The 23,103-nt window shown below is 53.5% G+C and carries 21 protein-coding genes; 4 read left to right on the forward strand and 17 right to left on the reverse strand.

Annotation, left to right across the window (positions count from 1 at the left end; all coding sequences use genetic code 11):
* Positions 1-37 precede the first annotated feature (37 nt).
* The 15 genes from rnhB to rpsB form a co-directional block, all read right to left on the reverse strand.
* Positions 38-634: a ribonuclease HII gene (rnhB, locus tag ACOTZP_RS04970; RefSeq protein ID WP_023305468.1), complete on the reverse strand. Its 597-nt coding sequence runs from the start codon at positions 632-634 to the stop codon at positions 38-40.
* Complete coding sequence (gene lpxB, locus ACOTZP_RS04975; protein WP_023305467.1) at positions 631-1,779, reverse strand: lipid-A-disaccharide synthase; 1,149 nt, start codon at positions 1,777-1,779, stop codon at positions 631-633. Before lpxB ends, rnhB begins: the two co-directional genes overlap by 4 nt.
* On the reverse strand, positions 1,779-2,567 hold the full coding sequence (lpxA, locus tag ACOTZP_RS04980) for an acyl-ACP--UDP-N-acetylglucosamine O-acyltransferase (RefSeq protein WP_003856164.1): 789 nt from the start codon (positions 2,565-2,567) through the stop codon (positions 1,779-1,781). The genes lpxB and lpxA overlap by 1 nt, the downstream gene beginning before the upstream one ends.
* A gap of 3 nt (positions 2,568-2,570) precedes the next feature.
* Positions 2,571-3,026: a 3-hydroxyacyl-ACP dehydratase FabZ gene (gene fabZ, locus ACOTZP_RS04985; RefSeq protein WP_003856165.1), complete on the reverse strand. Its 456-nt coding sequence runs from the start codon at positions 3,024-3,026 to the stop codon at positions 2,571-2,573.
* A gap of 104 nt (positions 3,027-3,130) precedes the next feature.
* Entirely contained in the window at positions 3,131-4,156 is a 1,026-nt protein-coding gene (gene lpxD / locus ACOTZP_RS04990) for a UDP-3-O-(3-hydroxymyristoyl)glucosamine N-acyltransferase (RefSeq protein WP_038415377.1), read from the reverse strand.
* Between the two features lie 3 nt (positions 4,157-4,159).
* Positions 4,160-4,654 carry a molecular chaperone Skp gene (gene skp, locus ACOTZP_RS04995; RefSeq protein ID WP_006810039.1) on the reverse strand — a complete coding sequence of 165 codons (495 nt, stop codon included), beginning with the start codon at positions 4,652-4,654 and terminating at the stop codon, positions 4,160-4,162.
* 123 nt (positions 4,655-4,777) lie between these two features.
* Positions 4,778-7,195, reverse strand: a complete 2,418-nt coding sequence (gene bamA, locus ACOTZP_RS05000; RefSeq protein WP_022647109.1) for an outer membrane protein assembly factor BamA — start codon at positions 7,193-7,195, stop codon at positions 4,778-4,780.
* A gap of 31 nt (positions 7,196-7,226) precedes the next feature.
* Positions 7,227-8,579 carry a sigma E protease regulator RseP gene (gene rseP / locus ACOTZP_RS05005; RefSeq protein WP_171932462.1) on the reverse strand — a complete coding sequence of 451 codons (1,353 nt, stop codon included), beginning with the start codon at positions 8,577-8,579 and terminating at the stop codon, positions 7,227-7,229.
* 11 nt (positions 8,580-8,590) lie between these two features.
* Positions 8,591-9,448 (reverse strand): phosphatidate cytidylyltransferase, encoded by an 858-nt coding sequence (gene cdsA, locus ACOTZP_RS05010; RefSeq protein ID WP_003856175.1) that lies wholly within the window; start codon positions 9,446-9,448, stop codon positions 8,591-8,593.
* Between the two features lie 12 nt (positions 9,449-9,460).
* On the reverse strand, positions 9,461-10,219 hold the full coding sequence (gene ispU, locus ACOTZP_RS05015; protein WP_003856176.1) for a (2E,6E)-farnesyl-diphosphate-specific ditrans,polycis-undecaprenyl-diphosphate synthase: 759 nt from the start codon (positions 10,217-10,219) through the stop codon (positions 9,461-9,463).
* A gap of 185 nt (positions 10,220-10,404) precedes the next feature.
* Complete coding sequence (gene ispC, locus ACOTZP_RS05020) at positions 10,405-11,604, reverse strand: 1-deoxy-D-xylulose-5-phosphate reductoisomerase (RefSeq protein ID WP_271074947.1); 1,200 nt, start codon at positions 11,602-11,604, stop codon at positions 10,405-10,407.
* Between the two features lie 92 nt (positions 11,605-11,696).
* Positions 11,697-12,254, reverse strand: coding sequence for a ribosome recycling factor (gene frr / locus ACOTZP_RS05025; RefSeq protein ID WP_003856180.1), 558 nt, complete (start codon positions 12,252-12,254; stop codon positions 11,697-11,699).
* A 167-nt stretch (positions 12,255-12,421) separates the two neighbouring features.
* Complete coding sequence (pyrH, locus tag ACOTZP_RS05030; protein WP_008501910.1) at positions 12,422-13,147, reverse strand: UMP kinase; 726 nt, start codon at positions 13,145-13,147, stop codon at positions 12,422-12,424.
* 149 nt (positions 13,148-13,296) lie between these two features.
* The gene (tsf, locus tag ACOTZP_RS05035) at positions 13,297-14,148 is read right to left on the reverse strand and encodes a translation elongation factor Ts (RefSeq protein WP_015572722.1); all 852 of its coding nucleotides are present in this window, start codon (positions 14,146-14,148) and stop codon (positions 13,297-13,299) included.
* A gap of 117 nt (positions 14,149-14,265) precedes the next feature.
* The gene (gene rpsB / locus ACOTZP_RS05040; protein WP_022647105.1) at positions 14,266-14,991 is read right to left on the reverse strand and encodes a 30S ribosomal protein S2; all 726 of its coding nucleotides are present in this window, start codon (positions 14,989-14,991) and stop codon (positions 14,266-14,268) included.
* 321 nt (positions 14,992-15,312) lie between these two features.
* On the opposite strand from rpsB, the gene map reads away from it, so the two are divergent.
* The 4 genes from map to ACOTZP_RS05060 all read left to right on the forward strand — a co-directional run bounded on the left by map (position 15,313) and on the right by ACOTZP_RS05060 (position 20,203).
* Complete coding sequence (gene map, locus ACOTZP_RS05045; protein WP_022647104.1) at positions 15,313-16,107, forward strand: type I methionyl aminopeptidase; 795 nt, start codon at positions 15,313-15,315, stop codon at positions 16,105-16,107.
* A 62-nt stretch (positions 16,108-16,169) separates the two neighbouring features.
* Positions 16,170-18,845, forward strand: coding sequence for a bifunctional uridylyltransferase/uridylyl-removing protein GlnD (gene glnD, locus ACOTZP_RS05050; protein WP_032676702.1), 2,676 nt, complete (start codon positions 16,170-16,172; stop codon positions 18,843-18,845).
* Positions 18,846-18,877: 32 nt separating this feature from the next.
* Positions 18,878-19,702 carry a 2,3,4,5-tetrahydropyridine-2,6-dicarboxylate N-succinyltransferase gene (gene dapD / locus ACOTZP_RS05055; RefSeq protein WP_023299365.1) on the forward strand — a complete coding sequence of 275 codons (825 nt, stop codon included), beginning with the start codon at positions 18,878-18,880 and terminating at the stop codon, positions 19,700-19,702.
* A 111-nt stretch (positions 19,703-19,813) separates the two neighbouring features.
* A complete protein-coding gene (locus ACOTZP_RS05060; RefSeq protein WP_022647102.1) occupies positions 19,814-20,203 on the forward strand; it encodes a DUF3461 family protein in 390 nt (129 codons plus the stop codon).
* Positions 20,204-20,292: 89 nt separating this feature from the next.
* On the opposite strand, the gene ACOTZP_RS05065 is transcribed toward ACOTZP_RS05060, so the two are convergent.
* Positions 20,293-21,450: a CdaR family transcriptional regulator gene (locus ACOTZP_RS05065; RefSeq protein WP_003856217.1), complete on the reverse strand. Its 1,158-nt coding sequence runs from the start codon at positions 21,448-21,450 to the stop codon at positions 20,293-20,295.
* A gap of 146 nt (positions 21,451-21,596) precedes the next feature.
* Positions 21,597-23,027 carry a serine endoprotease DegP gene (gene degP, locus ACOTZP_RS05070; protein WP_023299364.1) on the reverse strand — a complete coding sequence of 477 codons (1,431 nt, stop codon included), beginning with the start codon at positions 23,025-23,027 and terminating at the stop codon, positions 21,597-21,599.
* Positions 23,028-23,103: the final 76 nt, after the last annotated feature.

Here is a 23,103-nt window from a genome sequence, read left to right on the forward strand (position 1 = left end):
TTCAGATCCCGCGTTACTTAATTGCTTGCGTCTTGATTCAGGACACCAGTCCCAGCGCGCGTTTCACCGGGCCAAAGCTGCGCCGATGATGTTCAGTTGCGCCATGTTCAGCCAGCTTTTCCAGATGGAAAGCCGTTGGATATCCCTTGTGCTGGGCGAAACCATACGCGGGATAAGTGAGGTCCAGCGCGGCCATTTCGGCATCGCGCGTCACTTTGGCAATGATTGACGCCGCACTGATTTCTGCGACGCGGCTATCGCCTTTAACAACAGCCATTGATGGCATCGGCAGCGTCGGGCAACGGTTACCGTCGATCAGCACATACTCAGGCACAATCTTCAGGCCCGCAACGGCACGCTGCATCGCCAGCATGGTGGCGTGCAGAATGTTCAGATCGTCGATCTCATCCGGCTCTGCGCGCCCGAGACTCCAGGCCAGCGCCTTCTCTTTAATTTCATCGAACAGCGCCAGGCGGCGCTTTTCGCTCAGTTTTTTCGAGTCGTTCAGGCCAGGGATCGGGCGGGCTGGATCGAGGATCACCGCCGCGGTCACAACGGCACCCACTAACGGACCACGACCGACTTCATCCACACCGGCAACGAGGTGGGTATGGGGATAAATAAATTCCATCATTGTGCTAACTCCAGCACCGCATCGGCCGCCTGCTCATCAGCATTACAGCGGATCAGTTGATGCAGTTCACGGAAAGTATCATGCATCTGGTGGCTGGTTTTACCGTTGGCCAGCAGCGGCAGTAATGCATCAGCCAGTGCCTGCGGCTGGCATTCATCCTGCAAGAGTTCTTTCACCAGCTCGCGACCTGCAAGCAGGTTTGGCAGGGATACGTAGTCTGTTTTTACCAGACGTTTTGCCAGCCAGAAGGTAAACGGTTTCATGCGATAACCGACCACCATTGGGCATTTTGCCAGCATACACTCCAGCGCAGCCGTGCCGGAAGCCAGCAGTGCGGCATCGCTCGCAAACATAGCTTGCCGCCCTTTCCCGTCCAGCAGGCGGACGTGAAGATCCGGGGCAACCTCGGCTTTGATACGCTCAAACTGCTCGCGGCGTTTGGCATTCACCAGCGGCACGACCACTTCAAGGTCTGGGTACGTCTTGCGGAGAATTTGCGCCGTTTTCAGGAAATCGGCACTTAGCATTTCAACTTCCGCACCCCGGCTCCCTGGCAGCAGCGCCAGACAGTGCACATCATGCGGGATGCCCAGTTCGTCACGCGCCGCATTTTTATCAGGGTCCAGCGGCATGGCATCCGCCATGGTATGACCGATAAAACGGCACGGGACATTAAACCTGTCGTAAAACGCTTTTTCGAAAGGCAGAAAAGCCAGCACCAGATTGGTCGACCGTCCGATTTTGAAAACGCGTTTCTGTCGCCACGCCCACACGGACGGGCTGACGTAATGGATAGTTTTGATCCCCTGCTTTTTCAGGTTCCCTTCAAGGGTAATATTGAAATCAGGTGCATCAATGCCGACAAAGACATCGGGCTTGAGGTCGGTAAAGCGGCGGGTAAGATCGGCGCGAATATGCAGCAGGCGACGCAGGCGGCCCAGCACCTCGACGATGCCCATCACAGCCAGCTCTTCCATTTCATACCAGGCTTCACAGCCTTCGGCCTGCATCAGCGGCCCAGCCACGCCCACAAAGCGGGCATTGGGTACACGGGCTTTAAGCGCGCGGATAAGACCTGCACCAAGAATATCGCCGGAGGTTTCTCCGGCGACCAGGGCGATAGTAAGCGGACGACTGTCGACCATTAACGAATCAGACCACGGGTTGAACGTTCAAAGAATTCCATGAACGTTTTCACTTCAGGGTGCTTATTCGCCAGCTCGGCAATTTCCGGCTTCGCCTCTTCCAGCGTTTTACCGCTACGGTACAGCAATTTGTACGCATTGCGGATCGCGGTAATCGCTTCGCGGCTAAAGCCACGACGCTTAAGGCCTTCAATGTTCACGCCAAACGGCGTGGCATGGTTGCCCTGCGCAATCACAAACGGTGGGACGTCCTGCGCCACACCGGAGCACCCGCCGACCATCACGTGTGCACCGATGATGCAGAACTGATGGACTGCGGTCATGCCGCCAATAATTGCGAAATCATCGACCGATACGTGCCCCGCCAGCGTTGCGTTGTTGGCGAGAATACAGCGGCTACCCACGGTACAGTCGTGCGCAATATGCGCATTAACCATAAACAGGTTGTCGCTGCCCACCTTCGTCAATCCACCGCCTTGCGTTGTACCACGATGAATGGTGACGCTTTCGCGAATGCGGTTACGATCGCCGATTTCCACGCGGGTCGGTTCGCCAGCATACTTAAGATCCTGGTTAACTTCGCCGATGGAGGCGAACTGATAGATCTCATTGTTGCAGCCAATGGTGGTATGACCATTCACGACAACGTGAGATTTCAGTACTGTACCCTCACCAATTTCGACATGGGGTCCAACAATACAAAACGGGCCAATGTGGACGTTTGCGCCAATGATGGCACCCGTTTCCACAATGGCGGTAGGATGAATAAAGGCGGATTTATCAATCACGTATCAGGCCTCCCGGCTACGCGCACACATCATTGTCGCTTCGCAAACAACTTTGCCGTCAACCATAGCTACGCCTTTGAAGCGAGTCAGGCCGCGACGCGTTTTTTCAAAAGTGACTTCCATGATCATTTGATCACCAGGCACGACCGGACGCTTGAAGCGCGCTTCATCGATACCCGCGAAGTAATAGAGTTCACCCGGCTCCAGTTTACCTACGCTTTTAAACGCCAGAATACCGGTAGCCTGTGCCATCGCTTCCAGGATCAACACACCCGGGAAGATAGGTTTACCAGGGAAGTGCCCCTGGAAGAATGGCTCGTTAACGGAGACATTTTTCACTGCGCGCAGAAAACGACCTTCTTCAAAATCCAGCACACGGTCTACCAGTAAAAACGGGTAGCGGTGCGGCAGAAGTTCTAAAATCTCTTCAATATGCAGAGTATGAGTGTCAGTAGTCAAAATACTCTTCCTGTCAAATGTACTAAGTAGCAATAATAACACGGCCTGCCGGTTTATAAACAAAGCCGACAGGCCGGGAAATTTAGCGTTAAACGGATGAACGCTTAGTCTTGTTGATCGATTTTGCGCTCAATCGCTTTGAGTCGCTTGCTCATATCATCAATATTCATCACCAGTGCAGCTGTTTTACGCCATACCTTGTTCGGTTGCAGCGGGATACCGGAGGAATAAACGCCGGGCTCAGTGATGGGACGCATCACCATACCCATCCCCGTCACCGTGACTTTGTCGCATATTTCCATATGGCCATTGATCACGCTGGCACCGCCTATCATGCAGTAACGGCCTATTTTCAGGCTGCCTGCCATGATAACACCACCCGCAACTGCGGTATTGTCGCCAATCACAACGTTATGTGCAATCTGGCACTGGTTGTCTATGATAACACCGTTACCAATAATGGTGTCGTCAAGTGCACCACGGTCAATGGTTGTGCAAGCGCCGATCTCAACGCGATCGCCGATAATCACGCGACCCAGCTGCGGGATCTTAACCCAGTTACCCCGATCGTTGGCGTAACCGAATCCGTCAGAACCAATCACCGTGCTGGACTGTACGAGGCAATTCTCGCCAATCTCAACCTCATGGTAGACAGAAACATTGGCCCACAGACGAGTCCCTGCGCCAATTTTCGTATTTTTTCCAACAAAGCAGCCTGGCCCAATCACCACGTTATCACCCAGCACAACGCCGGATTCGATAACGGCGTTTGCGCCGACTGCCACGTTGTTACCCAGCTGAGCCGTTGAATCAATCGCAGCGCTGGCTGCAATGTTCTGCGCCGGCTGCGGCGTGGTATCAAGAATTTGGGCCATGCGTGCATAGGTCAGGTAGGGATTTTTCACTACCAGTGCAGCGTTAGTGGCAAACGGAAGATCGTCCTGCGTCAGAACAACGGCAGACGCCTGGCACTGAGCCAGGTGTTCACGGTACTTAGGGCTTACCATGAAGGTAATAGTGCCTGCTTTAGCAGATTGCATGGACGCAACAGCGGTGATGACGATATCGCCATCACCGTGTAATTCTGCATCCAACTGCTGAGCTAAATCAGCCAGTCGAATTGAAGGCATTACTTATTTAACCTGTTTCAGAACATCAGCGGTGATGTCTTTAACATCGCTGCTGTTGAATGCAACGGCGTTCGCATCAACAACCAGATCGATGCTCTGATCGGCTGCTACTGCTTTAACGGCAGACTGAATACGCGTCACCAGCTTGCCACGCTCTTCGTTAGAACGACGCTGACGATCCTGCTCGAAAGCCTGCGCTTTCTGAGAGAAGGTCTGGCGCTGAGACATGACGTCTTTTTCCAGTTTGCTGCGCTCGCTCGCTTTCATGGTAGAACCATCACGCTGTAAACGCTGCATCTTGGACTGAAGATCACCTTCCATACGTTGCAGTTCGCTCGCACGGCCTTTGAATTCGTTTTCCAGCGTTGCAGAAACGCCCGTTTTCTGTGCAACCTGCTGGAACAAATTACCCATGTTGACGATTGCAATTTTGTCCGCTGCCTGAGCAGAAGTTGCCATCGCTAAACCGAGACCTGCAGCTAATAACCACTTTTTCACAATTAACTCCTTACCATCCCATTGGCACCCGAGGGGTGCCGTTCTTTGCGTGGCAAGGCGACCGTTTTACCGATCGCCGGTTGTCAGCGCTACACTGCCAACGCATTCCATTGCAGCGGATTATTACCAGGTTTTACCAATGTTAAACTGGAACTGCTCCGCTTTGTCTCCATCGTATTTCTTGAACGGCTGGGCGTAGGAGAAGACCAACGGCCCCAGCGGTGACATCCATTGTAATGCGATACCTGCGGACATGCGAATGTTGCCCGGATCGCTGTAGTCCGGAACGCCCGCTGCACGCATCTGGGCGGTATTCTCCCAGTTGGTATCCCACACCGTACCTGCATCCATAAAGAAGGAGGTACGGACAGAGTTCGCGTACTTATCACTGATAAACGGCGTCGGCGTGATGAACTCGAGGCTCGCCACGGCCATGGCGTTACCGCCTACCGCATCATCAGAGCTACAGACTTGTTTTGAATCGCGGCTTGCGCAGTTATCTTCGTCATTACCGCCGTAGTAAACCGCTTTCGGACCAATGTTATTGGACTGGAAGCCACGAACGGTGCTTGAACCACCGGCGTAGAAGTTCTCATAGAACGGCAGCTCTTTGCTTCCGATACCGTCACCATAGCCCCAGCGGGTACGACCCAGTACGACCCACTTGTGGTCGTCATCAATTGGGAAGTAGGACGCCGTATCCAGCGTGACCTTGTAGAACTCGTTATCCGAGCCCGGGATCGTCACCTTACCGTTCAGGTTAACGCGTGAACCTTCCGTCGGGAAGTAGCCACGGTCAAGACGGTTGTAGGTCCAACCGTAGTTGAAGGTGAAGTCATCCGCGGCGAAACCGTTGTCATCGCTGGACGTACTTGCAGACTGACCGATGGAGTCCAGGTAACGCCACATCGCCACCTGCGGTTGCATGTTAGACAGGTCGTTATGCACGTACCCTAAACCTGCACGCAGGGTGTTGTATTCGTTAACCGGGAAGCCGAGCGTACCATCCAGACCGTAACTCTTGTTGGTATACGAGGAGAGGTCCGCGTCGTCCGCTTTAAAGTCGTTATAGAAGATACGACCACCCAGGCTTACACCGTCCACGGTGAAGTATGGGTTGGTAACGGAGAACTCAGAGTAGGTCTGGTAGTCGTTTTTCGTCCCGTTGATACCGACAGAGTAACCCGTACCCAGCCAGTTATCCTGCTGAACGCCGACCTGGAAGCTCACGCCACTTTCAGTACCGTAACCAATACCGAAGTTGAAACTACCGGTATTACGTTCTTTAACTTTATAAACAACATCCACCTGATCCGGACGACCTGGTACACGCTGAGTATCGGTATCGACCGTTTCGAAGTAGCCCAGACGGTTCAGACGCTCTTTACCCTGGTCGACCAGATCGCTTCCCAGCCATGCCCCTTCCATCTGGCGCATTTCACGGCGCAGAACGGAGTCTTTAGAGGTATCGTTACCTTCGAAGCGGATTTTACGCACGTAGAAACGGTTGCCCGCATCAACGTTAACGTGAAGCTTAACAGTCTTATCCGCGTCGTTAATTTCCGGCTGCGTTTGCACACGCGGATACGCATAACCATAACGGCCGAGCAGCTTCTTAATGCTGTCTTCCATTTTGGTGACTTTAGATCCGCTATAAAGATCGCCCGGCTGAATTTTGGTCAGAGATTCAATTTCAGCAGAATGTCCTGCCAGGTTGCCGCTGACTTCAACACCTGAAAGCGTGTATTTATCGCCTTCTGTGATGTTAACGGTAATGTAGATACCTTTCTTGTCCGGAGTCAGACTCACCTGAGTTGAATCGATGTTGAAACGGGCGTAACCGCGATCCAGATAGTAGCTGCGCAGGGTTTCAAGGTCACCCGCCAGTTTCTGTTTCTGGTATTTACGATCGCCTACCACGTTCCACCACGGCACTTCGTCACGCAGTTGGAAGTTGGAGATCAATTCGTCGGTGCTGAACGCGTGGTTACCCACGATGTTGATCTGCTGGATCTTCGCAGAAACACCTTCCTGGAAGACCAGTTTCAGGTCAACACGGTTACGTGGCAGCGGTGTAACAACCGCTTTAACGCTCGCGCTGTATTTACCGACGCTGTAATAGAAATCTTCCAGACCTTTTTCAATGTCTGCAAGGGTTGTGCGGTCCAGAGATTCCCCCACACGAACACCCGATGCCTCAAGGTTCTGCTTGAGCATGTCATCTTTCACCGACTTGTTGCCGGAGAAAGTGATGCTGGCAATCGTTGGACGTTCTTTTACCTGAACCACCAGCGTATCACCATCGCGCAGGACGCGGACGTCCTCAAAGTTGCCAGTGGCAAACAGAGCACGGATGGTGTTACTGATATCTTCATCATTAACCGTATCGCCGGGGCGCACAGGCATACTGAGGAGGGCCGCACCAACGGCGACACGCTGAAGGCCTTCGAAATGAATATCTTTCACTACGAACCCGTCAGCACCGTATACGGTCGCGCTGCTAAACAGCAGCGACGCTATGAGCAACTTTTTCATCGCCATCGTTATTATGCGTTCTTCCTAACTAACTCTCTTACAACCGAGAGAAATCATTGAAAAGTGCAAGCCCCATTAACAGCACCAGCAAAATCGAGCCAATGCGATAACTAAAGTCTTGAACTCGCTCGGATACCGGTCCGCCTTTTAGCTTTTCAATCGCTAAAAACAGCAGATGGCCCCCATCTAATACGGGAAGCGGGAACAGGTTGATTATCCCCAGGTTCACGCTAATCAGCGCAAGGAACATGAGATAGTAAATCACCCCGAACTCCGCTGACATCCCAGCCCCCTGAGCAATCGAAATTGGCCCACTGAGGTTGTTCAGTTTCACATCACCGGTTATCAATTTCCCCAACATGTTGACCGTAAGCTTCATCAGCTGCCATGTTTTATCCGTGGCCTCAACGATGGCGCTAAACGGCCCATACTGGCGTATTGTCTTGTACTCATCTGGCAGTGGGATCACTTTCGGCACAACGCCGGCAAACCCTTCCGCCTTACCGCCGCCCGATTTGGTATCCGGGGTGAGGGTCAGTGAGAGCGAACTCCCCTGCCTTTCCACTTCCAGCGCGAGCGGCTTGCCTGGATTATCGCGCACCAGAGTAACAAAGGTCATCCATTGTGTTAATGGCTGACCATCGACTTTAACGATCCTGTCACCCGCTTGTAAACCTGCTTTACTCGCTGCCGAATTAGACTGTACTTCGGCTAACACCGGCTCGATCTGCGCGCTGCGCGGGCGAATCCCCAGTGTAGTGACTGGATCCTCTTTGTCTGGCTCAAAGCGCCAGTGGCGTAAATCCAGCACTTTTTCCTGCCGCTGGTCGGAACCAAAAGGCGATACGCTGACGGTTGTCTGCTCATCACCGATTTTCGCAACCAGTTGTAACCTCACGGCATCCCAATCAGGGGTTTCGATACCATCAATCGCTTTAAGTTCCATTCCCGGTGTAATTTGCGCCGTTGCCGCAATGGAACCCGTGGTGATTTCACCCACAACCGGGCGTACGCCAGGCACGCCGATAATAAACACCAGCCAGTAGGCGAAGATAGCGAAGATGAAATTGGCTACCGGTCCGGCAGCGATGATGGCAGCACGTTGGCCAACAGTTTTATTGTTGAACGCGCTATGTCGAAGTTCCGGGGCGACAGGCTCAACGCGTTCGTCGAGCATTTTGACATAGCCGCCCAGGGGGATCAGAGCAATGACAAACTCGGTGCCATGCTTATCGGTGCGCTTCCAGAGCGATTTGCCAAAGCCAATCGAGAATCGCTCTACCCGCACACCACAGCGCCGGGCAACCCAGAAATGGCCAAATTCATGCACGGTAATCAGTACACCCAATGCAACAATGAACGCCGCCAGATTCCAGAGAATGCTCAGCATAAAACCTTCCGTTATATCGTCCCAAACACCAGTAAAAGCAGGCAAGCAAATACGGGAACAGCCGCGGTAAGGCTGTCAATGCGATCCAGTATTCCGCCATGTCCTGGAATCAGGTGACCACTGTCCTTAATCCCTGCTTCACGCTTAAACATGCTCTCGGTTAAATCACCCAGTACCGATGCCAGCGCCGCGAAAATCGAACATACCAGCAGCGTGGAGGGGGCAACCTCAAGATTCGCCCAGACGCCATAGCCCCAGGAGATAATCGCTGCCGTAAACAGGCCGCCGATGAAACCTTGCCAGGTTTTGCCCGGAGAAACCTTGGGCGCCAGTTTATGTTTGCCAAACAGTTTACCAAACATATAGGCTCCGGAGTCAGCCCCCCAGACGAGAATCATCACATAAAGCAGCCATATTGCGCCGCTGTAATGGTTTTCGTCATAGTGCCAGGCGCGCAGCGCAACCATACCCCAGAAGAACGGAACAATCGTGAGCAGACCAAAAATAAGGCGCAACACTTTAGAGTTACGCCAGATCGCCGCAGAGCCCGGGTAGAAAAGCACTAAAACAAGCGCAGCAATCCACCAGGCCAGCGATATCCATAAGGATCCGGCAACCAGCGGCTGGTGAACATCGTGATGATATTCAGGCAAGGTATACAGCATCAGGGCCAGTAAAAAACCACAGAGTACCGCCAGCCATACCCGCTGAGTGCGCGAGGTAAAGCCGCTAAGCTGCCCCCATTCCCACGCGGCGAGCATACACACCACCAGCGTAACAATAGCGAATCCCACCGGAGGCAGTAAAAACAGCGCTGCGATAACGACGGGTATTAATACAAAAGCGGAAATCAGGCGATACTTCAGCAAAAGCTACCCCCATCAGGCGTTATCGCCACCAGGCTCGGTGCCGCCGAAACGACGCTCTCGATTGGCAAAGGCATGCAGCGCACCTTCAAAGTCTTGTTCATCAAAATCTGGCCAAAGAACATCCGTAAAGTAAAGTTCAGCGTAGGCAATTTGCCACAGCAAAAAGTTACTTATGCGATGCTCCCCCCCTGTCCTTATAACCAAATCCACGGGAGCCAGTTCATTCATGCAGATTTGCTGACTCAGCGCCTCTTCATCAATCTGGTCGGGTCTTAACAGACCTTCCTGAACCTGCTCAGCCAAATGCCGAACCCCCTGGATAATATCCCAGCGTCCGCCGTAATTCGCCGCGATATTGAGCGTCAGGCCGGTATTATTTTCCGTCAGCGCTTCAGCTTTGCGAATCCGTTCCTGCAAACGTGAGTTAAAACGACTGGTTTCGCCAATAATACGCAAGCGGACGTTGTGGCGGTGCAGGCTTTTTACTTCACTATCGAGCGCCCACACGAACAGTTCCATCAACGCAGTCACTTCTTGCGCAGGTCGATTCCAGTTTTCACTGCTAAAAGCATAGAGCGTTAACGCATCAATGCCGTTATTGGCGGCAAAAGAAACGGCGCGGCGAACAGATTTCGCCCCGGCTTTATGCCCAAAGGCTCGTATCTTCCCTTGTCTTTTCGCCCAGCGGCCATTGCCATCCATGATGATTGCAACATGGCGACAGCCATGTGCTGGCAAGTTTTCGCTTATTGGTTGATTCGCAGACAACATAACGCGTTTTTAGTCCCTGAAAGGATTTAACGGTACACAGGAATACTGAAGCCTATACATAAAAAAGCCGTGTCATACCACGGCTTACCTGACCACTTAAAGCCAAATACCTGCGATCAGGTGGCGCAGACTATATCACTGAAGCCCAACGCTAACAAATAGCACGACGACTAGTGCTTGCTTTATCACCAGCTTGCGAGACGTGTCACCTGTTTACGCGCAACAATACGTGCCTGTTCATCCACGGCCAGCACCTCTTCCACACTCTGCGGCTCACGCAAATCCATCATCTCCAGCACGGATAAATTCAACGCGGCGATATCAGTAAAGCGGATCTGCTGATTCAGGAATGCTTCGACGGTCACTTCATTGGCTGCATTAAGCGCCGTTGTCGCCGCCTGCCCCTGATCGAAGGCCGTCATCGCCAGTTTCAGGCAGGGATAACGGTCGTAATCAGGCTCGCTAAACGTCAGTGAACTCAGCTTGCAAAAATCGAGAGGCTTAACGCCCGATATTACGCGGTTTGGCCACGCCATCGTATGAGCAATAGGCGTACGCATATCCGGCTCGCCCAACTGGGCCAGCACGCTGCCGTCCTGATAGCGCACCATAGAGTGAATCACCGACTGCGGGTGGATCAGCACTTCCATCTGTTTCGCCGACGCATTGAACAGCCAGCGAGCTTCAATGTATTCCAGACCTTTATTCATCATGGTGGCCGAATCGACGGAGATCTTACGCCCCATTGACCAATTCGGATGACGACACGCCTGATCCGGCGTCATTGCGCTCAATTCAGACAGTGGCGTTTCACGGAACGGGCCACCAGACCCGGTAAGCAGAATCGACACAACGCCATTCTGCTCCAGGTCAGCGTACCCCAGGTTTTGTTGAAAAGGTTGGGGTAAACTCTGAAAAATCGCGTTGTGCTCGCTATCGACCGGCAAAAGACGCGCCCCACGCTGTTTTACCGCCTCCATAAAAAGGCGTCCGCAGGTGACCAGCGACTCTTTATTTGCAAGCAGAACATCTTTTCCCGCATCAATAGCGGCAAGCGTCGGCAGAAGACCCGCCGCCCCGACGATTGCCGCCATTACCTGATCAACTTCATCAAGCGAGGCCATATCGCAAGCCGCCTGTTGCCCGCTGAGCACTTCGGTACGACAGCCCTTCTCCTGCAACAGCGCTTTCACCTGGCGGGCGCTCTCTTCATCATCCATCACCGCAAAACGAGGGGTAAACTCCATGCACTGTTCGACCATTCGCTGCACGTTTTTTCCGGCCACAAGTGCGGTCACGGTGTAGCTGTCGGGATTATGACGTACGACGTCGAGAGTGCTGCAACCGATAGAGCCGGTCGAGCCGAGGAGAGTGAGATGCTTCATGAGATGCCCAAAAGTTAGACCAGATAAAAGCAAAACGCCGCCAGCAAGACTCAATGTCCTTCTGAACGGCGTTTATCAGTGTATAGCGAAAATCAGAACTGCATCAGTTCCGCTTCTTTTTCTGCCAGCGCCGCATCAATTTTCTTGATCGCCGCGTCGGTCATTTTCTGAATGTCGTCCTGAGAGCGACGATCGTCGTCTTCGCTGATCTCTTTTTCTTTCAGCAGGGCTTTCACTTTATCGTTCGCATCGCGACGCACGTTACGCACGGAAACGCGACCCTGCTCTGCTTCACCGCGAACGACTTTGATCAAATCTTTACGACGCTCTTCCGTCAGCGGAGGCAGTGGAACACGAATATCCGCGCCCGCTGAGCTTGGGTTCAGGCCCAGGTCAGATGCCATGATCGCTTTTTCAACGGCCGGGCTCATTGAGCGATCGAACACGTTGATTTTCAGGGTACGGGTATCTTCTACCGTCACGCTCGCCAGTTGACGCAGTGGCGTAGGCGTACCGTAGTATTCTACGATGATGCCATCCAGCAGGCTTGGGGAAGCACGGCCAGTACGGATTTTGCTGATTTGGTTTTTGAACGCTTCTACGCATTTGTCCATGCGTACTTCAGCATCTTTTCTGATGTCGTTAATCACGATACGAATCCTTGAAAACTTGTCTCAGGCAGACTATCCGCCAGCACAGCGCTACAGGTGTGCTAAGTATAGTCGCGTTTAATTCATGACAGCGCCAAAGGCGCGTCCAGGTAAGATACCACTACAAAGTAAAGCGGAATCTTACCTGTATTTATCGCCGACGGAAATTATTCCGTGATCAAAGTGCCTTCTTTTTCGCCCATCACGACGCGACGCAGCGCGCCAGGCTTGTTCATGTTGAAAACACGGATCGGCAGTTTATGGTCGCGAGCCAGCGTGAAGGCGGCAAGATCCATCACTTTCAGCTCTTTATCCAGCACTTCGCTGTAGCTCAGCTGATCGTACATGGTCGCTGAAGGATCTTTTGCCGGGTCGGCAGTAAACACGCCATCTACTTTGGTCGCTTTCAGCACCACATCGGCTTCGATTTCGATACCGCGCAGGCAGGCTGCGGAATCGGTGGTAAAGAACGGGTTACCCGTACCGGCGGAGAGGATCACCACGCGGTTGTTGCGCAGCAGGCTGATAGCCTCTGCCCAGCTGTAGTTATCGCATACGCCATTCAAAGGAATAGCGGACATCAGGCGAGCGTTCACATAGGCGCGATGAAGCGCATCACGCATCGCCAGGCCATTCATCACGGTTGCCAGCATCCCCATGTGGTCGCCCACTACGCGGTTCATCCCCGCTTTCGCCAGACCAGCACCACGGAAAAGGTTGCCACCGCCAATGACCACGCCAACCTGAATACCCAGTTCGACCAGTTCTTTGATTTCCTGTGCCATGCGATCAAGGATGCTTGCGTCAATACCGAAGCCTTCCGATCCTTGCAGCGCTTCGCCACTCAGCTTAAGCAGAATGCGTTTGTACACGGGTTTTGCATTGGTAGCCATGTTTCTTTCCTGAGACTGTCAACGATTAAGATGGGGTTAATTCTGGCGACATGATATGTCGCAAATCAGCACAGCGATACTGGAGCCTGTCTGATTTCGTGAGACGGGTGACAAAAAGAAGCCGCCCTCAGGCGGCTCCTTTTCAATCATTAAGACTGCTTGGACATGGCAGCAACTTCTGCTGCGAAGTCAGTCTCAACTTTCTCGATGCCTTCGCCCACTTCGAAGCGGATGAAGCCAGTCACGTCAGCGTTGTGCTCTTTCAGCAGCTGAGCAACAGACTTGCTTGGATCCATTACGAAAGGCTGGCCAGTCAGAGAAACTTCGCCGGTGAATTTCTTCATGCGGCCTTCAACCATTTTCTCTGCGATTTCTTTTGGCTTACCAGACTGCATCGCGATGTCCAGCTGAACCTGGTACTCTTTCTCTACCACTTCAGCAGACACGTCTTCTGGCTTAACGAATTCTGGTTTGCTTGCAGCGATGTGCATTGCCAGCTGTTTAACCAGCTCTTCGTCAGCGCCTTTAGCCGCAACCAGAACACCGATACGCGCGCCGTGCTGGTAAGAGCCCAGAACATCGCCTTCCAGGGAAGATACGCGACGGATGTTGATGTTCTCACCGATTTTAGCAACCAGCGCAACACGCTCTTCTTCGAACTGTGCTTTCAGCACTTCAACGTCAGTGATTTTGCCTGCAACCGCTGCGTCCAGAACTTTGTTAGCAAATGCCTGGAAACCAGCATCTTTAGCAACGAAGTCAGTCTGGCAGTTAACTTCCAGAATGATGCCGTAGTTGCCGTCGATTTTGGTGATGATCACGCCGTCAGCAGCAACGTTGCCTGCTTTCTTAGCTGCTTTGATCGCACCGGATTTACGCATGTTTTCGATTGCCAGCTCGATGTCGCCGTTCGCTTCGGTCAGCGCTTTTTTGCAATCCATCATGCCTGCGCCAGTACGCTCACGCAGCTCTTTTACCAGGGATGCGGTAATTTCAGCCATTCTTAAATCCTCGGGAGATGTGAACTGCCCGGCCGGGAGCCAAACAGTATAAATTGAAAAAAGGGGCCGATAATGGGCCCCTATTCATACACGGTACTAATAAGGGGTAAAACCTTATTATTCAGCTTCTACGAAGCTTTCTTCCGCCTGAGAAGCCAGATCCTGGGAACGGCCTTCACGAACGGTAGCAGCTACAGCGCTCAGGTACAGGCTAACAGCACGGATTGCGTCGTCGTTACCCGGGATAACGAAGTCAACACCGTCCGGATCGGAGTTGGTATCAACGATAGCGAATACCGGGATACCCAGGTTGTTAGCTTCTTTGATTGCGATGTGCTCGTGGTCTGCATCGATTACGAACAGCGCGTCTGGCAGGCCGCCCATATCTTTGATACCGCCCAGGCTGTTTTCCAGCTTGTCCAGTTCACGAGTGCGCATCAGCGCTTCTTTTTTAGTCAGCTTATCGAAAGTACCGTCCTGAGACTGGGTTTCCAGATCTTTCAGGCGCTTGATGGACTGACGAACAGTTTTCCAGTTGGTCAGCATGCCGCCCAACCAGCGATGGTTCACGAAGAACTGGTCGCAGCTGTTAGCAGCATCTTTCACAGCTTCGCTTGCAGCGCGCTTAGTACCAACGAACAGAATCTTACCTTTACGGGAAGAGATCTTGCTCAGCTCAGCCAGGGCTTCGTTGAACATTGGTACAGTCTTCTCAAGGTTGATGATGTGAACTTTGTTACGTGCGCCGAAGATGAAAGGCTTCATTTTCGGGTTCCAGTAACGGGTCTGGTGACCGAAGTGAACACCAGCCTTGAGCATGTCGCGCATGGAAACAGTTGCCATGTTTAAAACCTCTATATTGAAAGTTGGGGTTATGCCTCCACGTATCCCATATTACCGACCCCGAAGGGCACCCCGGAATATGTGCCGATACGTGTGTGTTGTTACACAAAGTGAGATTTGTCGCTCCCGTCCAGCCTGTGTATCTGAGATGGATCGGAAGTCCGGCGCGCTTTATATCACAAAACACGGCCAGAAACCAATAATTGTTGGCGGAGTGTGCTGTTAATGATTCTCAATTTGGCACGGGGTGCGCCTGACTGATACCATTGACAACACTTACACTAGTATTGTCGAAAAAATCGACACCGATGGACAGATTACATGGCTATCTCTATTAAGACACCTGAAGAAATTGAAAAGATGCGCGTCGCCGGTCGTCTGGCCGCTGACGTGCTTGAAATGATCGAACCGTTTGTGAAACCGGGCGTCAGCACCGGCGAACTGGATCGCATCTGTAACGACTATATCGTCAACGAGCAGCACGCGGTCTCCGCCTGCCTTGGCTATCACGGTTTTCCAAAATCCGTCTGCATCTCTATTAATGAAGTGGTTTGCCACGGCATTCCGGATGACGAGAAGCTGCTGAAAGATGGCGATATCGTCAACATCGACGTGACCGTCATTAAAGACGACTACCACGGTGACACCTCTAAGATGTTCATCGTTGGCAAGCCAACGATTCTGGGCGAGCGCCTGTGTAAAGTCACCCAGGACAGCCTCTACCTGGCGCTGAAAATGGTGAAGCCAGGCATCCGCCTGCGCACCATCGGCGCCGCAATCCAGAAGTTTGTGGAAGCGGAAGGTTTCTCCGTGGTGCGTGAATATTGCGGTCACGGTATTGGTCGTGTGTTCCATGAAGAACCGCAAGTTCTGCACTATGATGCAGACGACGGTGGCGTAGTGCTGCAAAAAGGCATGACCTTCACTATTGAGCCAATGGTCAACGCGGGCGATTACCGCATCCGTACCATGAAAGATGGCTGGACGGTAAAAACCAAAGACAGAAGCTTGTCTGCCCAGTACGAGCATACTATTGTGGTTACAGACAACGGCTGCGAAATTATGACGTTGCGCAAGGATGACACCATCCCGGCGATACTGACGAACATTGAGTGATAAGAAGCCGGCGAATGCCGGCTTTTTTAATGGCGATAGCTTTTTCTTATGGGTGGCGCACGATGAGTAATCTCTTACCCGAACAGTATGCTAACACAGCACTTCCCACCCTCCCCGACCAGCCTGATAACCCGGGCGTCTGGCCACCGCATGAGCTGACCTGCGCGCATATCAAATCCCATATGGCGGTTTTCCATCGCTGGCTGGGTAGCGCATTTGATGCAGGCGTCTCAGCCGAACAGCTCATTGAAGCGCGCACCGAATTTATCGATCAGCTCCTGCAACGTCTGTGGATCGACTACGGTTTCGGGCAGGTGAGCGACGTCGCGCTGGTTGCTGTCGGCGGATATGGCCGGGGTGAACTGCATCCGCTCTCTGATATCGACCTGCTAATCTTAAGCCGTAAAAAACTGCCGGACGATCGGGCGCAGAAAATCGGTGAGCTGTTGACCCTGCTCTGGGACGTGAAGCTGGAAGTGGGTCACAGCGTGCGCACGCTGGAAGAGTGTCTGCTGGAAGGGTTATCTGACCTGACCGTCGCCACCAATTTAATTGAAACCCGCCTGCTGATTGGCGACGTGGCGCTGTTCCTCGAACTGCAAAAGCACATCTTTAGCGACGGCTTCTGGCCTTCAGAAAAATTCTTCGCCGCGAAAGTCGAAGAACAAAACCAGCGCCACCAGCGCTATCACGGCACCAGCTATAATCTCGAACCGGATATTAAAAGCAGCCCCGGTGGCCTGCGCGATATCCACACGCTGCAATGGGTCGCCCGTCGCCATTTTGGGGCCACCTCGCTGGACGAAATGGTCGGTTTTGGTTTTCTGACCGAAGCCGAACGTAACGAACTCAACGAGTGCCTGCATCTGCTCTGGCGCATCCGTTTTGCGCTGCACCTGGAGGTCACCCGCTACGATAACCGCCTGCTGTTTGACCGGCAGCTTAGCGTGGCGCAGCGCCTGAATTACCAGGGCGAGGGCAACGAGCCGGTCGAGCAAATGATGAAGGATTTCTTCCGCGTCACTCGCCGCGTCTCTGAGCTGAACCAGATGCTGTTACAGCTGTTCGATGAGGCGATCCTCGCGCTGACGGCAGACGAAAAACCGCGTCCGATTGATGACGAATTTCAGCTGCGCGGCACGCTGATCGATCTTCGCGACGAAACGCTATTCATCCGCGAACCGGAAGCGATCCTGCGAATGTTCTATACCATGGTGCGCAACAGCACGATCACCGGGATCTACTCCACCACCCTTCGCCATTTACGCCACGCGCGGCGTCATCTGAAGCAGCCGCTGTGTTACATCCCGGAGGCGCGCTCGCTATTCCTGAGCATGCTTCGTCATCCGGGCGCCGTCAGCCGCGGTCTGCTGCCGATGCACCGACACAGTGTATTGTGGGCCTATATGCCACAGTGGTCGCATATTGTCGGGCAGATGCAGTTCGACCTGTTTCACGCCTATACGGTGGATGAGCACACGATCCGCGTCATGCTGAAGCTGGAAAGTTTTGCCAGAGAAGAGACGCGATCCCGCCATCCGCTGTGCGTTGATTTGTGGCCGCGCCTCTCTCACCCCGAACTGATCCTGATCGCCGCCCTGTTCCATGATATCGCCAAAGGTCGCGGCGGCGACCACTCCGTACTCGGTGCCCAGGACGTGCTGAAATTTGCCGAGCTGCACGGCCTGAACTCACGTGAGACGCAGCTTATTGCCTGGCTGGTTCGCCATCATCTGCTGATGTCGGTTACCGCTCAGCGTCGTGATATTCAGGATCCGGAAGTGATCAAACAGTTCGCCGAGGAAGTGCAAACGGAGAACCGCCTGCGCTACCTGGTCTGCCTGACGGTAGCCGATATCTGCGCTACCAACGAAACCCTGTGGAACAGCTGGAAGCAGAGCCTGCTGCGCGAACTGTACTTCGCCACCGAAAAACAGCTGCGTCGCGGGATGCAGAACACCCCGGATATGCGCGAGCGCGTGCGCCACCACCAGTTGCAGGCGCTTGCCCTGTTGCGCATGGATAACATTAACGAAGAGGCACTACATCAGATTTGGGCGCGCTGTCGCGCCAACTACTTTGTGCGCCACAGCCCAAACCAGCTTGCCTGGCACGCCCGGCATCTGCTGAAGCACGACCTGACGAAACCAATGATTCTGCTCAGCCCGCAGGCCACGCGTGGCGGGACGGAGATCTTTATCTGGAGCCCGGACCGGCCTTATTTGTTTGCGGCGGTCTGCGCCGAACTGGACAGGCGTAACCTGAGCGTTCACGACGCGCAGATTTTTACCACCCGCGACGGCATGGCGATGGACACCTTTATTGTACTGGAGCCGGATGGCAGCCCGCTGTCGTCGGACAGGCATGAGGGGATACGCTTTGGCCTCGAGCAGGCGATTACGCAGCGCAGCTGGCAACCTCCGCAGCCGCGACGTCAGCCAGCAAAACTGCGCCACTTTACCGTCGATACCGAGGTCAATTTCCTGCCGACCCATACCGACCGTAAATCGTTCCTTGAGCTGATTGCGCTCGACCAGCCAGGGCTGCTCGCCCGCGTCGGCCAGGTTTTTGCCGATCTGGGAATTTCGCTTCACGGCGCCCGAATTACAACCATTGGCGAACGAGTAGAAGATTTATTTATAATCGCGACGGCCGACCGGCGTGCCCTTAATAATGACCTGCAACTTGAAGTGCAACAACGGTTGACAGCAGCCCTCAATCCAAACGATAAAGGGTGACGTGTTTTTTAGTGAAATGGAAAGAGTAAACAATGCAGCAGTTACAGAACGTTATTGAGTCCGCTTTTGAGCGTCGCGCCGACATCACTCCGGCAAATGTGGATACCGTGACCCGTGAAGCGGTAAACCAGGTTATTTCCCTGCTGGATTCCGGCGCGCTGCGCGTGGCAGAAAAAATCGACGGTCAGTGGGTTACTCATCAATGGCTGAAGAAAGCTGTGCTGCTCTCTTTCCGTATCAACGATAACCAGGTTATCGACGGAGCAGAAAGCCGCTACTTCGATAAAGTGCCAATGAAATTTGCGGATTACGACGAAGCGCGCTTCCAGAAAGAGGGCTTCCGCGTAGTACCACCCGCAGCCGTTCGTCAGGGTGCATACATCGCACGCAACACCGTGCTGATGCCATCCTACGTGAACATCGGCGCCTACGTTGACGAAGGCACCATGGTGGACACCTGGGCTACCGTCGGCTCCTGCGCGCAGATCGGTAAAAATGTTCACCTGTCCGGCGGCGTCGGCATTGGTGGCGTTCTGGAGCCACTTCAGGCTAACCCAACCATCATCGAAGACAACTGCTTCATCGGCGCACGTTCCGAAGTGGTTGAAGGCGTGATCGTCGAAGAAGGTTCTGTGATCTCCATGGGCGTGTACATTGGCCAGAGCACCCGTATTTACGATCGCGAAACCGGTGAAATTCACTACGGCCGCGTTCCAGCCGGTTCCGTTGTGGTTTCCGGCAACCTGCCGTCTAAAGATGGCAAATACAGCCTGTACTGCGCGGTCATCGTGAAAAAAGTGGATGCGAAAACGCGCGGTAAAGTGGGCATCAATGAACTGCTGCGCACCATCGATTAATCGGGTATAACAAAAAGCGGGGGCAACCCCGCTTTTTTTATATCCGAAGGTGGCGAAAATAGATTTTTTCGTTAATTATTCATAGGTTATGTTGAGATCAAGGGTACCGCTATGTACGATAATCTGAAAAGTCTGGGCATTACCAATCCTGATGAAATTGATCGTTATAGTCTCCGCCAGGAAGCCAATAACGATATTTTGAAAATCTATTTTCACAAGGACAAAGGAGAGTTCTTCGCCAAAAGCGTGAAATTTAAATACCCACGCCAGCGTAAGACCGTTGTCGCTGACGGTATCGGTCAGGGATATAAAGAAGTACAGGAAATCAGCCCTAACCTGCGCTACGTTATCGACGAACTCGATCAAATCTGCCAGCGCGATCGCAGCGAAGTCGATCTGAAACGTAAGATCCTTGACGACCTGCGTCACCTGGAAAGTGTTGTTACCCATAAGATCAGCGAAATTGAAGCTGATCTTGAGAAATTGACGCGTAACAAATGAGCCGTTTTATTGCCCGGTGGCGCTTCGCTTACCGGGCCTACGAACGCATGTAGGCCGGGTAAGGCGAAGCCGCCACGCGGCAAACAGCATCATCTTTGTTCATCCAGCTGCAACGCCACATACAGCAGTAGCCGGTCGTCAAAATTCCCTAAATCCAGCCCCGTCAGTTCCGAGATCCGGTTTAACCTATACTCCAGCGTATTACGGTGAATAAACAGCGCTTTTGACGTTGCCAGCGGCTGCACGTTATGCCGGAACCACGCCTGCAACGTGCGGCGCAGCAGCCCGTTGTTGTCCATCGCTTTCAGACGCACAAGCGGGCGCGCCAGCTCGTTGGCCTGCCAGCCACCGCGCAGGCTGTCGAGCAGAACCGGCAGCATCAGATCCTGATAGAAATAACTGCGGCTCTCCGGCATGCGCTGTTTACCCACCATCATGGTAGTGCGCGCCGTTCGCCATGAACGGGCGATACTTCCCGGCCCGGTAAAGTAATTTCCCAGCGCGACGCGAAAACGGAGCTGTCCGTTCTCCTTCATGCGCTCGATGAGCAGCTCAACGCGGCGACGATGATCTTCCGCGTCCCAGCGGCCAAACTGATTAAGCGCAGGCTTGAGCACCACCATTTCCGTCAAAGAGACGATTGCCACCAGGTTGTTTCGCTCCGGCGTCGCCAGCATATTTTGCAGCTGCTGTAGCTCCACCATGGCGCTGTCCACGCCAAGCTGGCCGCTATCCACCTCAATAACGGCGACCACGCGCGGCTGATTCAGGTCGATACCCAGACGCTGCGCCCACTCGCTCAGGGCAGGCGTGTGCTCCTCCGCCTGGATCAAATTCATCACCAGCTCTTCACGCAGGCGGCTGTCCTGGGCGAGCAGGTGCATCAGACGCGACTGCTCCAGCATCATCTCCGCCGTCATGCAGACCAGCTCGCCGTATTTACGCAGCGATTCAGGATCGCCGGTCAGACCGATAACGCCAACAATCTCTCCTTCCAGACGCAGCGGCAGGTTGATCCCCTGACGGACCCCGTGCAAATGTTTCGCCACGGCGTCATCAATGTCGACCACGCGCCCCTGAGAGAGCACCAGCAACGCCCCTTCGTGCAATTCACCAATACGCTCACGATCGCCGCTGCCGATAATGCGCCCTCGGGCGTCCATTACGTTGATATTGGTATCGATGATTCGCATGGTGCGCGCCACGATATCCTGCGCCATTTTGGTATCAAGATGCCAGCCAGCCATATAACCCTCCCGTGAGCAGAGCTCAAGCATAGGGAAGTTCAGCTAAGGCTGCATTGTGCAGATGCCCAAAGGCAGAGCGAGATGTATGGAGTTGTGGGAAAGGTCACAGAAAAAAGAAAGCCCCTGCGTACAGGGGCTTAAGAAGATTACTGCATCAGGAGATAAATAGAGGTATCACCACGCTGAATATTCAGTGCCAGCACGGACGGCTTGCTGTCGAGAATTTTGCGCAGTTCAGCGATGTTTTTCACCGGCTGCTGGTTAGCGCCCATGATCACATCACCTTTTTTCAGGCCGATACGGGCAGCAGGTGAGTTCGCTTTCACGTTGTTCACCACCACGCCTTTATCTGCCCCTTTGTTGCTCATCTCAGCACCTTCAATACCGCTGAAGATGGTGCTGGAATCCACCTGATTCTGACTGCTCTGTTGCAGTTCCAGGCTCACGTTAACTGGCTTACCTTCACGCAGCAGGCCGAGGGTCACTTTACTGCCGATTGGCATAGAACCCACTTCCGCACGCAGGGCGGCAAAGCTGCTGATCGGTTTACCGTTCAGAGAGGTGATCACGTCACCCGCTTTAATGCCGGCTTTCGCCGCTGAAGAGTTCGGCATGACCTGGCTCACGAATGCGCCGCGCTGAGCGTCCACTTTCATCGCTTTCGCCAGCTCGGAGTTCAGCTCGGTCCCCATGATACCCAGCTCACCGCGTTTCACCTGTCCATATTGCACCATCTGCGCAGTCAGGTTTTTCACCATGTTGCTCGGGATAGCAAAGCCGATACCGATGTTGCCACCGTCCGGTGCCAGGATAGCGGTGTTGATACCGATCAGTTCACCGTTCAGGTTAACCAGCGCACCGCCGGAGTTACCACGGTTAATGGCCGCATCCGTCTGGATGAAGTTTTCATAGTTTTCCGCATTCAGGCCGCTACGTCCCAGCGCGGAGACGATACCCGAGGTCACGGTTTCGCCCAGACCAAACGGGTTACCGATGGCGACAGTGTAGTCACCCACGCGCAGCGCGTCAGAGTCGGCAAGCTTAATCGCCGTCAGGTTCTTCGGATCCTGAATTTGAATCAGTGCGATATCGGAGCGCGGGTCTTTACCGACCACTTTGGCATCGAATTTACGGCCATCGCTCATCTGAACCTTAATGGTGTTAGCATTATCTACCACGTGGTTATTGGTCACCACGTAGCCTTTCGCTGCATCAATAATAACGCCCGAGCCGAGTGCCATGAATTTCTGCTGCTGGCCGCCGCCCTGACCGTCATCCCCTGCGCCGCCCTGACAGAACGGGGAGCTCTGGAATGGCGAACCGTCCTGGCAGAATGGCGAATTGTCGCCGAAGAACTGCTGGAAATTACGCGGCATACGCGGCGTATTGACGGTTGTGCTGCCCTCAACGTTAATACTCACCACCGATGGCATCACTTTTTCGAGCATCGGGGCCAGGCTTGGCATCTGCTGTGCAGTCGCTGCCGAGGAAGCTGTCTCGGCCGCCGTCGCCAGAGGGGACAACGCTAAACCTAAACTCAGAGCCAGTGCACTCATTGCTAATGTGGTTTTTTTCATGTTTCTCAATCTCGATTTACCAGATAACGCAAAATTGCTGTGTAACTCAGATTCGTTTTATACCGCTTAGTTCCGG

This window comes from Enterobacter cloacae complex sp. SYL001, from assembly GCF_049237025.1.
In the GTDB taxonomy this organism is placed as follows: domain Bacteria; phylum Pseudomonadota; class Gammaproteobacteria; order Enterobacterales; family Enterobacteriaceae; genus Enterobacter; species Enterobacter intestinihominis.